Origin of the sequence: Rhizobium sp. NZLR8, assembly GCF_019685025.1 — a bacterium.
Lineage (GTDB): Bacteria > Pseudomonadota > Alphaproteobacteria > Rhizobiales > Rhizobiaceae > Rhizobium.
Map to the genome: position 1 here is coordinate 287,637 of NZ_JABDVY010000005.1, position 17,710 is coordinate 305,346.

Below are 17,710 nucleotides of genomic sequence, written 5' to 3' on the forward strand. Positions count from 1 at the left end.
TTTGAATTCGGGATGAATGCTTATGTCCGTCATGGATGCGATCGTTGTTAGCAAGCCGCAGGCGCACACCTCCGCCAGCCTCGAAAAGCCGTCTCTGATCGGGCTGTCGCGCGAGGAGATGGGGGCGGTACTCCGGGAAACGGGAGTGGCTGAGAAGCAGATCAAGATGCGCGTCGCGCAGCTCTGGAACTGGATCTATGTGCGCGGCGTCTCCGATTTCGACCATATGACGAATGTCGCCAAGGATATGCGGGAGATGCTGAAGCAGCATTTCACTATCGAACGTCCGGAGATCGTCGAGGAACAGGTCTCGAACGACGGCACGCGCAAATGGCTGCTGCGTTTTCCCCCGCGGGGCGCGGGGCGCCCCGTCGAGATCGAAGCCGTCTATATTCCGGAAGAGGGCCGCGGCACGCTCTGTCTTTCCAGCCAGGTCGGCTGCACGCTTACCTGTTCCTTCTGTCATACCGGGACACAGCGGCTGGTGCGGAACCTGACGGCAGAGGAAATTCTGTCACAGCTGCTGCTTGCCCGTGACCGGCTCGGCGACTTCCCGGATCGTCAAGCGCCGCAGGGAACGATCATGCCTGCCGAGGGCCGCAAGGTCAGCAACATCGTGATGATGGGCATGGGTGAGCCGCTCTACAACTTCGACGCCGTCAAACAGGCATTGCTGATCGCCACGGATGGCGACGGCCTGTCGCTGTCCAGGCGCCGAGTGACGCTTTCCACCTCCGGTGTCGTGCCGGAGATCTTCCGCACCGGCGATGAGATCGGCGTCATGCTGGCGATCTCGCTGCATGCGGTGCGCGACGATTTGCGCGACATTCTCGTGCCGATCAACAAGAAGTACCCGCTGAAGGAGCTGATCGAAGCCTGCCGAACCTATCCGGGCCTTTCGAACGCACGGCGGATCACCTTCGAATATGTGATGCTGAAGGATGTCAACGACAGCCTGGAAGATGCCAAGGGGCTGATCAAGCTCTTGAAAGGCGTGCCGGCGAAGATCAACCTCATTCCGTTCAATCCCTGGCCCGGCACCAATTACCAGTGTTCCGACTGGGAACAGATCGAGAAGTTCGCCGATTTCATCAATTCGGCGGGTTACGCCTCGCCGATCCGCACGCCGCGCGGCCGCGACATTCTTGCCGCCTGCGGCCAGCTGAAATCGGACTCCGAACGTATGCGCAAGACCGAGCGCCTGGCCTTCGAGGCGATGATGATTGCCAATCACGGCGCCGACGACTGATCAGCAAGTTTGATCCTTGCTACAATTCTCCGCGATTGATTTCAGGGCGCCCCTTTCCTAAAACTGGCGCCAAAATCAATCAGGAGGATACAAATGCGCTCGATTTTACTCGCTCTTGCCGCCAGTTTGGCCCTTTCCCTGCCCGCAAAGGCTGACAATGTGACCGTTGCCGTGACGGCGATCGTCGAACATCCGGCGCTGGATGCAGCCCGGAAGGGTGTTCTCGATGCGCTGACGGCCGCCGGCTACAAAGAGGGCGAGAACCTGAAATTCGTCTTCGAGTCGGCGCAGGGCAATCCGGCGACGGCAGCCCAGATTGCCCGCCAGTTCGCCGGCGACGAGCCGAATGTCATCGTGCCGATCTCCACGCCATCGGCCCAGGCGGTCGTCTCCTCGACGCGCGATATCCCGGTGGTCTTCACGGCCGTGTCGGATCCGCTCGGCGCCCAGCTCGTCAAGAATATGGACAAGCCCGGCGGCAACGTCACCGGCCTTTCCGACATGTCGCCGGTCGCCGAGCACATCGCGCTGATCAAGGAAATCCTGCCTGATGTGAAAACCATCGGCTATCTCTACAATTCCGGCGAGGCGAACTCCGTTTCGCTGCTGGCGGTGCTGAAGACCGAAGCCGAAAAGGCCGGCCTGAAGGTTGTGGAATCGGCCGCCACCAAGTCGGCAGAGGTTCAGGGTGCGGCACGCGCGCTCGTCGGCCGCGCCGATGTGATCTACATCCCAACCGACAACACCATCATCTCGGCGCTCGAAGGCGCCGTCGCGGTTGCCGAGGAGAGCAAGCTGCCGCTCTTCACCGCCGATACGGATTCGGTTTCGCGCGGGTCGATCGCCGCCCTCGGCTTCAACTATTACGATGTCGGCAAGCAGACGGGCGAAATCGTCGTGCGGGTGCTGAAGGGCGAAAACCCCGGTGATATTGCGGTCAAGACCGCCGCCGGCAGCGATCTCGTCGTCAACAAGGCTGCTGCGGCCAAGATGGGCGTCACCCTGCCGCAGAGCGTGCTTTCCCGCGCCACTAAAGTCATCGAATAAGCAACGCGGCTACTGCCATCGGTCAAGTTTTACAGCCGCTCTCGTTCCACACGAGAGTGGCTGATGCTATTGGAAGCTTGAATGTTTCGCACGCATGCGAAACGGAAACGGAAGAAAAGGGGCGGAAGCCTTGAGCCAAATCGCATTCTGGGGGGCCGTCGAGCTCGGCCTGGTCTATTCCTTCGTCGCTCTCGGCGTCTATCTCGCTTTCCGTGTTCTGGACTTTCCCGACCTGACGGTCGACGGCTCCTTTCCGCTCGGCGCGGCGGTGACGGCGGTGCTGATCATCGCTGGTGTCAACGCCTGGCTCGCGGCCTTGGTCGCGATGGCGGCCGGCGCGGGTGCGGGCATGGTAACGGCGCTGCTCAACGTGCGCTTCAAGATCCTCAACCTGCTTGCCTCGATCCTGACGATGATTGCGCTGTTTTCCGTCAATCTGCGCGTGATGGGCAAACCCAATGTCGCCCTCATCAATGCCGACACGATGATCAGCCCATTCTTCGGCCATGGTCTTCGCGATTTCTACGTGCGGCCGCTGTTCGTCGGCGTTCTCGTCGTCATCGCGCTCATCGTGGTCTGGCGCTTCCTGGAAAGCGATGCCGGGCTGGCGATGCGGGCGACCGGCGCCAATGCGCGGATGGCGCGGGCGCAGGGCGTAGATACCAGCCGGCAGATCTATCTCGGCATGGCGATCTCGAATGCGCTGGTGGCGCTCGGCGGCGCATTGTTTGCCCAGACGAACGGTTTTGCCGACGTCACTTCGGGCGTCGGCACAATCGTCGTCGGTCTCGCCGCGGTCATCATCGGTGAGACGCTGCTCGGGCGGCGCGGGCTGCTGATCGCGTTGATCGGCTGCGTGCTCGGCTCGATCCTCTATCGCATCGCGATCCAGCTGGCGCTATCCAGCGACGTCATCGGCCTGCAGGCATCCGACCTCAATTTCGTGACGGCAGTATTGGTGACCGTGGCGCTCATCCTGCCCCGTCTTCGCGGAGGTGCCGCATCGTGATCAGCGTCAAGGACGTCAAGGTTGTTTTCGGGCGCGGCACGCCGCTACAGAAGCAGGCGCTGAACGGCGTCAGCCTGACCATAGAACAAGGCTCCTTCGTCACCGTCATCGGCTCCAACGGCGCCGGCAAATCGACTTTGCTCGGCGTGCTCGCCGGCGATGTCCTGCCGAGCGAGGGGCAGGTGCTGATCGGCAAAAACGAGGTGACGCGCAAGTCGACGGCATCACGCGCCGGTCTGGTTGCGCGTGTGTTCCAGGATCCGCTGACGGGAAGCTGTGGCGCTTTGTCGATCGAGGAAAATCTCGCTTTGGCTGCCAGTCGGGGCAAGAAACGTGGGCTTGCACCGGCGCTCGGCGGTAGCAGGCGCGACTATTTCCGGGAGCGGATCGCCGAACTCAATCTCGGGCTCGAAAACCGGCTGAAGGACCGCATGGATCTGCTCTCCGGCGGGCAGCGCCAGGCCGTTTCGCTCGTCATGGCGACGCTTGCAGGCTCGGAAGTGCTGCTGCTCGACGAACACACGGCAGCGCTCGATCCCGGGATGGCGGAGTTCGTGATGAACCTCACCCAGAAGATCGTTACCGAGCGCAAGCTGACGACGATGATGGTGACGCATTCGATGCGTCAGGCGCTGGACTACGGCCACCGCACGATCATGCTGCATGGCGGCGAGATCGTTCTCGACGTGGCGGGCGACAACAGAAAGAACCTGCAGGTCGAGGATCTGATCGCGATGTTCCGCAAGATGCGCGGCCAGACGCTCGATGACGATGCTTTGCTGATCGGATAAACCGACAGCGTGCTGATCGGCTAGCGCCGACGGCGTGCTGATCGGCTAAGGCGACGGCGTGATCGGCTAAGGCCGACCGTGAGCGGATCGTTTCGCGACCGCGAATTGGCTGATCATCTGGCTTGGGTGAGCAGGATCTTCGCCGCGAAGATCGAGAAGACGCCGGCGAAAGTGTAGTCCATGCCGCGCAACACCTTCTTGTTGGTTTGCAGCCAGGAGGCCAGCCAGTCGGCAGCAAAGACGACGCTGGCATTGACCGGCATGCCGATCAGGATGAAGCAAAGGCCGAGGAAAAGCAGCTTCTGCGTGACGGCTGGATCGCCGGCGCTGACGAATTGCGGCAGGAAGGTCATGAAGAAGATAATGACCTTGGGGTTCAGAAGATTGACCCAGAAACCCGACGAGATGTTCGAAAGCGCCGTGCCTTTCTGCTCCTCGACCCTAGCGACGGTGAGCTTCGCGCCAAAGCGGATCGCCTGCACGGCCAGCCAGAGCAGATAGGCGGCACCGCCGGTCTTCAGGATCAGGAAGGCGGTCGGCGAGGCGGTGATCAGCGCCGAAATGCCGAAGGCGACCAGCATGGTGTGAACGACGATGCCAAGGCTGGTGCCGACGACGACGAAGAGAGCCGCCTTCTTGCCCTGGGCCAGCGAACGGCTGATCGACAGCGTCATGTCTGGGCCCGGGGTCGCCGCGAGCAACAGCGTCGCGGCGGCAAAGGCGAGAAGGGTCGACAGGCTGGGCAGGAAATCCATGGCACACTCTGTAAGCCGGAAAGATCCGACGATTTCTTACTCGGCTTCCAGAAAATTACCAATCAAACCTTGGAATAGTATCGATCACTTCTGTTCCAGGAACGCTTTGAATTTGTCGCCGTAGTCCTTGTGCCAGCGCGACAGTGGCGGGCGGTTCTCGACGATGTCGCCGGCAGCCCAGAGCATGCGACGCTCATCGACCGTGCGTGCCACGTCATTGTCAGGGCAGAGGATATAGAAGTCGCCGCGCTCGAGGCTCTCGACCATGAAATCGACGGTCTGCTCCGGTGTCCAGGCGGCAGGCGGTTTTTCGATGTGGCTGCCCTGGGTCAAGCCGGTGAAGACGAAGCCGGGGATGAGAAGGTGCGCGGAGATCTTTCCGCCGTCGATGTTGCGAAGTTCGTGTTCGAGCGCTTCGGTAAAAACTTTCACGCCAGCCTTGGAAATGTTGTAGGCGGGGTTGCCGGGCGGCGTCGTGATGCCCTGCTTCGAGCCGGTGTTGATGATCAGGCCTGGCTCGCCATGCGACAGCATCTTCGGGCCGAAGGTGCGCGTGCCGTTGATGACACCCATCAGGTTGACGGCGAAGATATTGTCCCAGTTCGCCTGCGGGCTGAAGATCGAAGTTTCCGGGCCGATGCCGGCATTGTTCATCAGCACGTGCACGCGGCCGAAACGCTGGAGCACGGCGCGTTCGAGCGCCTCCAGCGAGTCCTTGGCCGCGACGTCGGTCTCGACCGCCATCACATTTTCCTCGCCGGCGATGGCCTTGAGTTCGTCGGCGGAGTTGGCCAGCCGATCACCGCCGAGATCGGCGATGACGACGCTCATGCCGCGTCCGGCGAAATATTTCGCTGCCGCCAGGCCGATGCCGGAAGCGCCGCCGGTGATGACGGCAACATTGGACTTCTTGAAAATGTCTTGAATATTCGTCACGGCTCAGTCTCTCCAGGAGCGTTGTTCGGACGCAGGCGAATATGGGCTCCGCTTTCGCGCTGTCAAACGCTATCGCCGCCGGTGGCGCCGCACTTGCCCTTGCGTCACGCGCCAATCTCGCTAAAAGTGCCGCGACACCGGGTTTTCGCCGGCCTTTTATGCAACGGACCTCATCATCATGGCATCGTACAAAGACGTGAAGAAAGTCGTTCTCGCCTATTCCGGCGGCCTCGACACCTCGATCATCCTGAAGTGGCTGCAGACCGAGCTCGGCGCCGAAGTCGTCACCTTCACCGCCGATCTCGGCCAGGGCGAAGAGCTGGAGCCGGCGCGCAAGAAGGCCGAGATGCTCGGCATCAAGGAGATCTACATCGAGGATGTGCGCGAGGAATTCGTGCGCGATTTCGTCTTCCCGATGTTCCGCGCCAATGCCGTCTATGAGGGCGTTTACCTGCTCGGCACGTCGATTGCCCGGCCGTTGATTTCCAAACATCTGATCGATATCGCCAAGAAGACCGGCGCCGATGCGATCGCCCACGGCGCGACCGGCAAGGGCAACGACCAGGTCCGTTTCGAACTCTCCGCCTATGCCCTGAACCCCGACATCAAGATCATCGCGCCGTGGCGCGACTGGGCGTTTAAGAGTCGCACCGACCTGCTGGCCTTTGCCGAACAGCATCAGATCCCGGTTGCCAAGGACAAGATGGGCGAGGCGCCGTTCTCCGTCGACGCAAACCTGCTGCATTCCTCTTCCGAGGGCAAGGTTCTCGAGGACCCCTCCCAGGAGGCGCCTGAATATGTGCATATGCGCACCATTTCGCCTGAGGCCGCACCCGACAAGGCAACGACCATCAAGGTCGGCTTCGAAAAGGGTGATGCGGTTTCGATCAATGGCGTGCGCATGAGCCCGGCGACGCTCTTGGCTGCGCTCAACAATTATGGCCGCGACAACGGTATCGGCCGTCTCGACCTCGTCGAGAACCGCTTCGTCGGCATGAAGTCGCGCGGCGTCTACGAGACCCCCGGCGGCACGATCCTGCTTACGGCGCATCGCGCCATCGAATCGATCACGCTCGACCGCGGTGCCGCCCATCTCAAGGACGACATCATGCCGCGCTACGCCGAGCTGATCTACTACGGCTTCTGGTTCTCGCCGGAACGCGAGATGCTGCAGGCGCTGATCGACAAGAGCCAGGAGCATGTCGACGGCGAAGTAACGCTGAAGCTCTACAAGGGCAATGTCATGGTCATCGGCCGCGAAAGCGAAAAGTCGCTCTATTCCGACAAGCTCGTCACTTTCGAAGATGACCAGGGCGCCTACGACCAGAAGGATGCGGCCGGCTTCATCAAGCTCAACGCGCTGCGCCTGCGCACGCTCGCCAAGCGCAATCTCGTGAAGTAATCACGGGTTCCCTTCGAACCGAATATCAGCCCGCCGGCATTGCCGCGCGGGCTTTTTCGCGGAATGAGGTAGCAAACCAGCAACTCTTAGAGCGTCTGGATGACCGGATTTGCGCAAGGAGCAGTAGTTGGCCCGGGGTGAGGGAATGACCGTTACGGGGCCGACTGCCGACCGTCCGCTGTTAGCATACCCGACGAGAAAACGGACATTCGGGCACTCCGCGCCAAGGTCTGGGAATGGCCCAAAGCCGTCGCTAATCATTGCTCTGCAGGCAATAATTTTGGATGTAAGCCTGTCGGTTGAGCGCCTGCTGTGTTCACTGAGCCTCCAGCATTTCAGCAGCCTTTGTGTATCCGCCGCCCATTCCGTCGAGGAAATGAAGATGAGAGCCCTTGTTGCCGGAAGGTACCAGGCAAGTCATGAGCGCGTGGGACTGCCGGTGTAGCCCAAACCTGATGTCACCACGATTTCTGGCGCGGACAAGCAGAGCTTCGACCACTCCGATCTGTTCGGCCGTGCAATCCAGCGTCAAACGTAGAACGTCGTCGTATCTGCGATAGTCCGAATTCGCGACGACATCGGCCCATGCTGCGCCGCTGAGATAGTCTTCGACGTCCTGCGTGATGACGATGTCGTTAGGTACCGGGTGGGAATGTCGCTCTCCTGTGTCGAAAACCGCCACGATTTGCTTGGCAAGCTTCGCGAACATCGTGGACCTCGAATGGTCGCAGGGTTCCACGAGGAGGGAAAGTATTTCGCCGCTCCGGCTGTGGATCGGTGCCCATTCGCAAGTCAGGCCGCTCAGGTTCGCGGAGGTGTCCGTGACGTTGTCGGCGATCCCATACTTTCCGGATTTGATCTGCCGATCAGCCCAGTTAAGTCCGCCGCCAGCAAACATCGAATAGATAGCAGTTTCGGATGCTGAGAATCGAGCAGTACGGACATCTTTACCCCCTGCACGGATTTCTCTCACCGAGACCAGGCCAGCCCGGAGATCAAGCTGGAAGACGTCGCGGACGTGTCCAACGGTCTGCCGGAGCGCCGCCGTCGCTGTTTCCAGTCTGTCGGGATGGAAGGCGAACGCGGCACCGTCGCCTCGAAACACGAATGGGAAATCGAAGCTGTTCCAGGCGTTCCCCAATGCCGCGATGGCCGATGCGCCCGCGTAATTAACGTCCTTGTAGCGTCCCGCATTCACCGCAGAAGTGGAGTTCACGACATCCGTAATCCCGACAAGCCATTCGTCAGGCAATGGCTGGTAGATCGTCGTGTCAAGCAACTCGGCAAAATCATGATAGGCGTGACGTTTAGTGCTGAATCTGAACATTGCATTTCCTCCAGACATTTCGACGTCGCTGTTTGTGCGGATGGCTTGACAGCTCGATGATTGTTGGGTCTGCCCGTTAAACCGGACAGACCCAAAAGGTCGCGCTTAGATGAGATTGGTGACGACGTCGATATTGCCGTGCGTTGCCTTCGAATAGGGGCAAATGCCGTGGGCGGCATCGAGCAGCTCGCGAGCAATCACCGGGTCGATGCCGGGGACGCTGACATTGAGGCGGGCACTGAGGAAAAAGTTGCCATCGTCATTGTTCAGATCGATTTCAGCGTCGACTGATATCCCGGCAGGGAGCTTGATCTGTTTTCTGGAGGCCACCAGTTCGATGGCTCCCATGTAGCAGGCGGACCAGGCGGCTCCGAACAGGTTTTCGGCGGCAGGATGCGGCTGCTTCATCTTGATGTCCAGAAAGCCATCGGCGCTGCGAGCACCGCCATCGCGGCCATTGGTGTTGTGTGTCTTACCAGTGAAGAGAACCTTGGAGGTCATGGCGAAATTCCTTTTGGTAGCTGTTGATGATTGAGCGTCTGCACCGCTGTGCTGACCAAAGACCTACCTCGCCGAGTCCGGGATCGCACGTTATGCGTTGCTAGCTGTTAATAGCTGCATTAACGGCACACGAGCACCGCATAAGCGAAGCCCGTCCACACGGGGGGCTCGCAGGCCAACGGATGCTGCTTCCGATAAGCATCGGGCCGTTATCAAGATCTCACAACACCTAACGTGTGAACTCCACGTCCCCAGCGTACCCCTTGAAGCAGCACAGTCGTGCAGACGTTCAACCTGTTTCCAAGGAGAATGATCATGACCGCTATCAAGACTGACGTTATCGACGAGGATCGCCGTCGCCTTCTGGCTGCTGCAGCGTCCGGCATTGCTGCCCTGGGCATCGCAAGTTTGCTTCCCGCGGGTTCGACTGCCGCAACGGAATCCGATGCCATCCGCCCGTTCCGGGTGAACGTTCCAGAGGCTGATCTCGCCGACCTTCGCTATCGCCTTGCTCACACCCGCCTCCCCGAAAAGGAGACAGTCAGCGATTTCTCCCAGGGTGTACCGCTCAAAACCACCAAGCAGTTGCTCGATCACTGGCAGAACAAATACGACTGGCGCAAGGTCGAAGCCCGGATCAATGCCGTGCCGAATTTCATCACCGAGATCGATGGGCTGGACATCCATTTCATCCATGTTCGTTCCAAGCACGAGAACGCGCTTCCTCTGATCGTGACCCACGGATGGCCGGGCTCGATCATTGAGCAATTGAAGATCATCGGGCCGCTCACCGACCCGACAGCCTACGGTGGCAGTGCCTCGGATGCATTTCACATCGTCATCCCGTCGATGCCAGGATATGGCTTTTCCGGAAAGCCTGATGCGACCGGCTGGGGACCAGAACGGATAGCGACGGCATGGATCACTCTGATGCGGCGTCTGGGCTACAAGCAATTCGTTGCGCAAGGCGGCGATTGGGGCGCAGTCGTGACCGATATGATCGGTGTGCAGGCTCCTCCGGAATTGCTCGGCATCCATACCAACATGCCAGGAGCGATCCCCAACGACATCAACAACGCATCCTTTGTCGGAGCCCCTGCTCCAGCAGGGCTGTCGGACGAAGAAAAAGCCTCCTACGACCAGCTCGTCTCCTTCTACAAGAATGTCTACTACGCATTTCTGATGGGCACGCGTCCCCAGACCCTCACGGGCTTGTCGGACTCACCCATCGCACTCGCGACCTATATGCTCGATCATGACAGGGCGAGCCTGGCGATGATCGCACGATCATTCGACGGCCAGGATGAGGGTGTGAGCCCTGACGATGTCCTCGACAACGTGACGCTGTTTTGGCTGACAAATACCGGCGTATCCGCCGCGCGGCTCTATTGGGAGAACAAGCTCGTATTCTTCGCTCCGAAGGGCGTCAAGGTGCCGGTCGCAGTCAGCGTCTTCCCAGACGAACTCTACCAGACGCCCCGCGCCTGGGCCGAGAAGGCTTATCCAAACCTGGTTCACTACAACAAGCTTCCGAAGGGTGGACACTTTGCAGCATGGGAGCAGCCGAAGCTCTTCACAGACGAGGTCCGTGTCGGCTTTCGCAGCCTGCGGAAGTCCGGCTGATCTTATCAGGCGAGCGCCCCAACCGGCGCTCGCCGCTCAAGGGATATGTCCATGAACAACACCATGCATCTGATCTACACGGCAATCACCGAAACGACAGGCGGGCGTCAGAACGGGATCGCCCGCAGCACCGACGGCGTGCTCGACATCAGGCTTTCAGAACCCGGTTCGGCCCGAATCGGCACCAATCCCGAACAGCTCATGGCTGCCGCCTGGTCGGCGAGCTTCGCAAGCTCCATGGCGAAGGTCGCCAGAGAGACCGGAGTGAACCTTCCCGCCAACGTCAAAATTCATGCCGAAGTCGATCTGTCATCGGACGACGATCAATCAATCCTCGGCGTTCGGCTCGCCATTCAACTTCCCGGTTTGGAAAGAGACGTCGCTTCCTCTTTGATCGAAGAGTCGCGGCGGATATGTCCTTTTTCCAGGGCTACACGGGGCAATGTCGAGGTCGTATTCAGGATCGGGTGAGCGCGCGCTGCGGCAGTATTCGTCCTCAATAGCCTCAGCAGTGCGATTGGAGTATAAGGAGCCAGTGGGGACGGCTGGGGCAAAGCCATGAACATAGGCGGCGACGTTAAAGCGGAGGAGTTATCCTTCGGTCCGTTCCGTTTGAGTGTCGGCCAACGGCTTCTCGCGAAGGACGGGGTTCCGATAAACCTCGGGGCGCGTGCACTGGACTTGCTGGTCGCTCTCACCCTCGCTCCCAATGTCATCGTCAGCAAGCAAGACCTGATATCCCGCGTCTGGCCTGATGTCATCGTCGATGAAGGCAGCCTGCGTTTCCACATGACAGGCCTGAGGAAGGCGCTGGGCGACGGTCACGATGGAGCACGGTACATCACCACTATTGCCGGACGGGGCTATTGTTTCGTCGCGCCAATCTCACGATCCGGTCTCCTTCGACAAGTCTCCGCCGAACTCGATTTCCGTTACGCTATTCTGCCGGGCCGACCGGATCGCATGGTCGGCCGAGAGCAGGATGTTCTCGCGCTGACCGAAAAGCTGATGGCCTCGCGAATGGTCACCATTGTCGGCGTCGGCGGTGTCGGAAAGACGACCGTCGCCACGGCAGTTGCGCATCACCTCGCTCCCACATTCAAGGGAGCAGTCCTGTTTGCCGATTATGGCATGGTGAGCGATCCGGCTCTAGTCGCGGCCGGGATCGCCTCGATGCTTGGTTTGTCCGTCAGCTCCAGCGATGTACGTCCCAGTTTGATTGCCTACCTCCGCGACAAGCAAATCATGTTGATACTCGATACCTGCGAGCATCTGATTGATGCCATTGCTGATCTCGTGGCCGCCATTGTCGAAGCCGCCCCTCAGGTCTTTCTGCTGGCAACAAGTCGCGAGGCGTTAAGGATCGAGGCCGAAAGCGTCTACCGGCTAGATACCCTCGCTTTCCCCCCGGATGACCTGGAACTTACGACCGACACGATACTTGCCTTTCCAGCGACTCGGCTGTTCGTCGAACGGGCTGCGGCGAGCGGTGCCAATCTCAATCTCAGCGACCAGGATGCCCGCGTCGTCGCGAGTATTTGCCGAAAACTCGATGGTATGGCGCTTGCGTTAGAACTCGCCGCCAGACGCGTCGAGAGCTATGGCCTCCTTCAGACCGCCAAGCTGCTCGATCAGCATCTGACATTGGGGTGGGCGGGATCGCGAAACGCACCGCCGCGACAAAGGACCCTACAGGCGACGCTCGACTGGAGCTTTGGACTTCTAACAGACCTGGAGCGCACGGTGCTCCGGCGGCTTGCCGTTTTTGTCGGCGACTTCACCCTCGACGCCGCGCTGGAGGTCATTTCCACAGCGGACATGGCGCCCTCGGCCATATTCGAGGCACTGGACAATCTGGTCGCCAAGTCTCTGCTCGCAACGCGGCCGGCAGGGGCGACGATGCGCTACCGCTTGCTGGATACGACACGTGCCTACGCGCTCCATGCGCAGACGGACGAGGACCGCGCCGGATTGAATGCGCGTCACGCGACCTATTGTCAGCGTTGGCTGGAGCAATTCGGACCGGATTGGCCGACGCTTTCTACGGGGCCTGAGCGATTGCCGTATTTCGTGAGCATCAACAACGTGCGGGCGGCACTGGAATGGGCGTTCGGGGAGCATGGCGATATCGACGTCGGCATCAGGCTTGCGGCTGCTGCTGTACCTGTGTTCCAGGTGATGTCACTTTTCCCGGAGTGCCAGCGATGGTCGGAACGGGCGGTTCTTGCACTGGATGAGGCGTTCAGGGGAGGCGTCGAGGAAATGCACCTACAAGCCGGTCTGGGAATTTCCCGGATGTATCTGCAGGGAGGCCGCGAGACACCGCAGATCGCTCTTGGTCGCGCCCTCCATATTGCCGAGGACCGGGGGAACACGCTCGACCAGTTGCGCATACTAGGTCCGTTGCACATGTTCAGCCTTCGGATAGGAGATTTTAACGCCGCTCTTGATTATGCCCGGCGGTGTTCGGCAATCGCCGCCACTCTTGATGACGCCGCCACTGTCGAACTGGCGCACTTCTTCCTCGGCAATTCGCTGCACTTTACCGGTGATCTTCGCCACGCCCGCACCGAACTCGAAGCGGCTACAAGAAGCGAACATCAGCCACAACGAACACCTGCAAGCTACGTCGGCTTCGAGGGAAAGCATCTCGCTGGCGGAATTCTTGCACGGAACCTTTGGCTACAAGGCTACCCGGAGCAGGCCGACGTCCAAGCGCGACAGGCGATCAGCGATGCCGCTAAGTTGGATCACTCGCTGACACTCTGCATCGCACTGCTTGGAGGCATTGCAGTCTTCCTATGGCGGGGCGACGTGCCGAGTGCCGAGGAACACATTGAATGGCTGGTCTCCCGTGCGGGGCTACACAACCTGTCTCCCTACGTGTCGGTGGCTCGGGGCTTCGAAGGCGAACTGGCCATCCGTCGGGGACAGGTGAAGCTGGGGATCGAGACACTCAGACGATGCATCGAGAAGCTTCATGCATCCACCTACGAGGTGTTCACGACGATGCTGGAGCTGTCCCTTGCAAAAGGACTGGCACTGATCGGAGAGCGCGAGGAAGGGATGGCCCGGATCAACAAGACCATCGAACTTGTCGAGAGGAACGGCGACCTTTGCTATATGCCGGAGCTGCTGCGCGTGAAGGCAGGTTTGCTGTCGATCAATTCCGCAACCGACGCCGAGGCTTGCTTGGTCTCGTCTTTGGAAAGAAGTGCCAGCATGGGTGCACATGCCTGGGAGCTGCGGGCAGCAACCGATCTGGCCGCACTGATGGCCAGCGACGGTAGGTTACGCGAGGCTCGGGTACTGCTGACGCCAGTGTGTGAGAGATTTGAAGAGGGTATGGACACGACAGACGTGATGGCCGCAGACACACTACTACAAAACCTGTCATAACCTCGCGAGTAACTGAAGTGGCTGCTTTTGGTGCACAGGGGGACGGAGACCGTGCCCAAGACGATGTCCGCTTTCAGGAAGCTGCGAAGCCGCCCTCTATGGTCGACATGGGCGCGCAAAGCGGCCTTATCCTTCTAAAGCGAAAAAGTTCGCTTAGGGCCGAAAGCCGCTCCGCTTTTCGTGCTAATGCAACCACCCTTGACGAATGCCTGCGATTGCCTAGTCTGCAACATCATCCTCCGGAGCATTTCCATGACGCAGTCTTTGCTCTTCGGCGCCTTTCTGGCGGCGCTCTTCTACGTGCTCATTCCGGGACCCGCCTTCCTGCAGCTGCTCGGCATCGGCGCCGGGCAGGGCCGCAAGGCCGGCGCCTTCTTCATGATGGGGCATCTGGTCGGGGATCTCATATGGTCGTCGCTGGCGCTGATCGCCATCGTCGGCGCAAAGACGATCGGAACCTTCGTCTTCGACCTGCTCGGCCTTGCCTGCGGTTTCTACCTCGCCTGGATCGGCTGGAGCGCTGTCAATGCCAAGCCGAAAGCGGAAGGGCAGGCGCTTGTTGTGGTCGAGCGGCCGTTTCGCCGCGGTCTGATTTTCGGCGTCACCAATCCGAAGGGTTATCCGGTGGCGCTCGCCACCTTCACTGCACTGGTTGCCGGCTCGGCCGGCGCGCTCGATTTCGAGGCGTTGCCGGTGCTGCTCGGCGTGTCGTTCGTCGGTTTCGTGACTGCCGACATCATCCTGATCGGCATCATCGGCGCCGGTACGGTACGGCGCTTCTATCGCGCCCATGAGCGATTGATCGTGCGCTGCTCCGGCGTGCTTTTTATGGGATTTGCCGCCCAGGCGCTCTGGCACGCAACGCCCGGCCTGCTCGGTTGGCGCAAGGCTTAAACGCAATCAGGCATTCAGGAAATTGACGATCGATTTCAGTGTCTGGACCTCGCCAGAATCGCCGATCGACATGGCGATCTGCAGCTGGTTCTTGTAATAATCGAGGAAATTGAAGCTGGTGCCGTCGGTGACGCTGGAGAGATCGACGATGTTGCCGAGTGGATCGATCGCATGCATTGGCAGCGGCTCGGAAATCGCGGCGTAGGTGTTCTGGTCGATCAGGCCGCTATCGAAACTCTGGCGTGCGTAATTGCGCAACTCGCCAGCGCTGACCGCGGTGAAATCGGGGCCCTCGTCAAGATTGTCTTCGATCTGGAACGAGGCCGGGGCGGGAGCTCTGGTCTCGATTTCAATATCACTGGTCTTCGAAGTTTTTGCGTTGTTGGGATTGTTTTTAAACAGCAAACTCTGAGAAGACCGCACAGAAAAAATTTCCATGGCGCATGTCCCCTTACAGGAAGATCACATGGAAATTAGCGCTCGTGCGTGATTCGCGTCAATCGTTAACGATCGGTTAATTCTCGCGCGTCAACTTTTGTCCACCAGATTTTGCAGGCGAGGCAAAAGGTCCTTCCCGCATACCAATTCTACGGCAGCTCTCCTATATTGACGAACCCGTGCATGCCAAAAAGGAATTTTTCGATGCCTTCTCCCCATGATTTCAATCCGGCGCTGGTGACTTGGGACGGCCTTCACGGCCTGCCGCGTTTCGATGCCGTTGATGACGGCGATTTCGCTGCCGCCTTCGAGGCGGCCCTTGCCGCGCATGAACGGGAGATCGACGTGATCGCCGGAAATGGCGAGGCGCCGACATTCGACAATACGGTCACGGCACTGGAGATCGCCGGCGATGCGCTGTCGCGCGTTTCGGCGCTGTTCTGGAACAAGGCCGGCGCGCATACCAACGATGTCATTCAGGCACTGGAGCGGGAGATCTCGCCGAAGATGTCGCGCCACTACTCGAAGATCGGCATGAATGCAGCACTTTTCGCGCGCATCGACGCGCTTTGGGAGAAACGCGAGGGCCTCGGCCTGACGCTCGAACAGGCCCGCGTGCTGGAACGCCACTGGAAGGGCTTCGTCAAGTCGGGCGCCAAGCTTGAAAAGGCCGAGCAGGAGAAACTCGCGGCGATCAATGAAAAGCTCGCCGGTCTCGGCACGCAATTCGGCCAGAACGTGCTGGCCGACGAGAAGGCCTGGGCACTGGTGCTTGTCGATGGAGCCGAACTCGACGGGCTGCCGGATTTCCTGCGCGACGCAATGGCGGCGGCTGCGCGCGAACGGGGCGAGGAGGGCAAGTATGCGGTGACGCTGTCGCGCTCGATCATCGAGCCGTTCCTGACCTTCTCGGAGCGCCGCGATCTGCGCGAGCAGGCGTTCAAGGCTTGGGTGGCGCGCGGCGAAAATGACGGCGAGACGGACAATCGCGCCGTCATCAAGGAAACGCTGGCGTTGCGCCATCAGGTGGCGACGCTGCTTGGTTACGGCAATTTCGCCGAGCTGAAGCTCGACAACACGATGGCGAAGACGGCGGGTGCGGTGAATGACCTGCTCAAGGCCGTCTGGGCAAGGGCGGTGAAACGTGCCGGCGAAGAGGAGGTCGATATCGCCGCGCTGATCGCCGAGGAGGGGCGAAACCATGAGGTGATGCCCTGGGACTGGCGCCACTACGCCGAAAAGATCCGGGCGCGAAAGTTCGATTTCTCCGAGGCTGAGCTCAAGCCCTATCTGCAGCTCGAGAAGATCGTCGAGGCCTGCTTCGAGGTGGCCGGCCGGCTGTTCGGTATCCGCGCCGTCGAGAAGAAAGACGTGGCCGCCTATCACCCGGATGTCAGGGTGTTTGAAATCAGGGATCGCGAAGACCGGCTGGTCGCCCTGTTCCTCGGCGATTATTTTGCCCGCGGCTCGAAACGATCCGGCGCCTGGATGAGCTCGCTGCAATCGCAGCACAGGCTGGAGCTGAAGAACGGCCGCCATGGCGAGCTGCCGATCATCTACAATGTCTGCAATTTCGCCAAGCCTGCCGAGGGCAAGCCGGCGCTGTTGTCGCTCGACGATGCGCGCACGCTGTTCCACGAATTCGGCCACGCGCTGCACGGCATGCTTTCGAACGTCACCTACCCCTCCGTCTCCGGCACCGGCGTTTCGCGCGATTTCGTCGAGCTGCCGTCGCAGCTCTACGAGCACTGGCTGACGGTGCCTGATATCCTGAAGCGCTACGCTGTGCATGTCGAAACCGGCGAGCCGATGCCGCAGGCTCTGCTCGACAAGGTGCTTGCCGCCCGCACCTTCAATGCCGGCTTCAACACCGTCGAATTCACCTCGTCGGCGCTGGTCGATATGGCGTTTCACACGCGTGAGGCGGTTGTGGATCCGATGGCGGTGCAGGCGGAGGTGCTTGCCGAGATTGGTATGCCGAAATCGATCGTCATGCGCCATGCCACGCCGCACTTCCAGCACATCTTTTCCGGCGGTTATTCGGCCGGCTATTACTCCTATATGTGGTCGGAGGTGCTCGATGCCGACGCGTTTGCTGCCTTCGAGGAGACGGGAGACGCCTTCAACGGCGAGATGGCGAAGAAGCTTAAGGAAAACATCTATTCCGTCGGCGGTTCGATCGATCCGGAGGACGCCTACAAGGCCTTCCGCGGCAAGCTGCCGAGCCCGGATGCGATGCTTCTGAAAAAGGGACTTTCGACCTTCGAGGAATTGACAGGCAGCGACGCCTAAGACAATTTGATGACACGCCATGATGCGGCAGGGCGACAGCCATGCCG

Annotated in this window: 15 protein-coding genes; 10 read left to right on the forward strand and 5 right to left on the reverse strand. The window is 60.1% G+C overall.

Annotated features, from left to right (window positions below; translation table 11 throughout):
- Positions 1-22: 22 nt before the first annotated feature.
- From rlmN to HJB89_RS14410, 4 genes are all read left to right on the forward strand, one after another.
- The gene (rlmN, locus tag HJB89_RS14395) at positions 23-1,249 is read left to right on the forward strand and encodes a 23S rRNA (adenine(2503)-C(2))-methyltransferase RlmN (protein WP_207582140.1); all 1,227 of its coding nucleotides are present in this window, start codon (positions 23-25) and stop codon (positions 1,247-1,249) included.
- Between the two features lie 93 nt (positions 1,250-1,342).
- Positions 1,343-2,296, forward strand: a complete 954-nt coding sequence (locus HJB89_RS14400; protein ID WP_207582139.1) for an ABC transporter substrate-binding protein — start codon at positions 1,343-1,345, stop codon at positions 2,294-2,296.
- A 130-nt stretch (positions 2,297-2,426) separates the two neighbouring features.
- Positions 2,427-3,305, forward strand: coding sequence for an ABC transporter permease (locus HJB89_RS14405; RefSeq protein ID WP_207582138.1), 879 nt, complete (start codon positions 2,427-2,429; stop codon positions 3,303-3,305).
- Positions 3,302-4,096 carry an ABC transporter ATP-binding protein gene (locus HJB89_RS14410; RefSeq protein ID WP_221115466.1) on the forward strand — a complete coding sequence of 265 codons (795 nt, stop codon included), beginning with the start codon at positions 3,302-3,304 and terminating at the stop codon, positions 4,094-4,096. The genes HJB89_RS14405 and HJB89_RS14410 overlap by 4 nt, the downstream gene beginning before the upstream one ends.
- 113 nt (positions 4,097-4,209) lie before the next feature.
- Here the strand turns inward: HJB89_RS14410 and HJB89_RS14415 are convergent, their stop codons facing one another.
- Both HJB89_RS14415 and HJB89_RS14420 read right to left on the reverse strand, forming a co-directional pair.
- Complete coding sequence (locus HJB89_RS14415; RefSeq protein ID WP_221115467.1) at positions 4,210-4,851, reverse strand: LysE family translocator; 642 nt, start codon at positions 4,849-4,851, stop codon at positions 4,210-4,212.
- Positions 4,852-4,935: 84 nt separating this feature from the next.
- Complete coding sequence (locus HJB89_RS14420) at positions 4,936-5,787, reverse strand: SDR family NAD(P)-dependent oxidoreductase (RefSeq protein ID WP_221150103.1); 852 nt, start codon at positions 5,785-5,787, stop codon at positions 4,936-4,938.
- 178 nt (positions 5,788-5,965) lie between these two features.
- Between HJB89_RS14420 and HJB89_RS14425 the strand changes: the two genes are divergently transcribed.
- Positions 5,966-7,189, forward strand: coding sequence for an argininosuccinate synthase (locus HJB89_RS14425; protein ID WP_130703467.1), 1,224 nt, complete (start codon positions 5,966-5,968; stop codon positions 7,187-7,189).
- Positions 7,190-7,505: 316 nt separating this feature from the next.
- Here HJB89_RS14425 and HJB89_RS14430 read toward each other — a convergent pair whose 3' ends face one another.
- Both HJB89_RS14430 and HJB89_RS14435 read right to left on the reverse strand, forming a co-directional pair.
- Complete coding sequence (locus tag HJB89_RS14430; protein WP_207582134.1) at positions 7,506-8,516, reverse strand: DUF3095 family protein; 1,011 nt, start codon at positions 8,514-8,516, stop codon at positions 7,506-7,508.
- 105 nt (positions 8,517-8,621) lie between these two features.
- Positions 8,622-9,017 (reverse strand): Ohr family peroxiredoxin, encoded by a 396-nt coding sequence (locus tag HJB89_RS14435; RefSeq protein ID WP_012759338.1) that lies wholly within the window; start codon positions 9,015-9,017, stop codon positions 8,622-8,624.
- Positions 9,018-9,332: 315 nt separating this feature from the next.
- Between HJB89_RS14435 and HJB89_RS14440 the strand changes: the two genes are divergently transcribed.
- From HJB89_RS14440 to HJB89_RS14455, 4 genes are all read left to right on the forward strand, one after another.
- On the forward strand, positions 9,333-10,640 hold the full coding sequence (locus HJB89_RS14440; protein WP_130707887.1) for an epoxide hydrolase family protein: 1,308 nt from the start codon (positions 9,333-9,335) through the stop codon (positions 10,638-10,640).
- A 51-nt stretch (positions 10,641-10,691) separates the two neighbouring features.
- The gene (locus tag HJB89_RS14445) at positions 10,692-11,111 is read left to right on the forward strand and encodes an Ohr family peroxiredoxin (protein WP_012759336.1); all 420 of its coding nucleotides are present in this window, start codon (positions 10,692-10,694) and stop codon (positions 11,109-11,111) included.
- Between the two features lie 87 nt (positions 11,112-11,198).
- Entirely contained in the window at positions 11,199-14,039 is a 2,841-nt protein-coding gene (locus HJB89_RS14450) for a winged helix-turn-helix domain-containing protein (protein WP_207582133.1), read from the forward strand.
- A 252-nt stretch (positions 14,040-14,291) separates the two neighbouring features.
- Positions 14,292-14,933 (forward strand): LysE family translocator, encoded by a 642-nt coding sequence (locus HJB89_RS14455; protein WP_024320406.1) that lies wholly within the window; start codon positions 14,292-14,294, stop codon positions 14,931-14,933.
- Positions 14,934-14,939: 6 nt separating this feature from the next.
- Here the strand turns inward: HJB89_RS14455 and HJB89_RS14460 are convergent, their stop codons facing one another.
- Positions 14,940-15,371, reverse strand: coding sequence for a hypothetical protein (locus HJB89_RS14460; RefSeq protein WP_221150105.1), 432 nt, complete (start codon positions 15,369-15,371; stop codon positions 14,940-14,942).
- A gap of 204 nt (positions 15,372-15,575) precedes the next feature.
- Between HJB89_RS14460 and HJB89_RS14465 the strand changes: the two genes are divergently transcribed.
- Positions 15,576-17,663, forward strand: a complete 2,088-nt coding sequence (locus tag HJB89_RS14465) for a M3 family metallopeptidase (RefSeq protein ID WP_221150107.1) — start codon at positions 15,576-15,578, stop codon at positions 17,661-17,663.
- Positions 17,664-17,710: the final 47 nt, after the last annotated feature.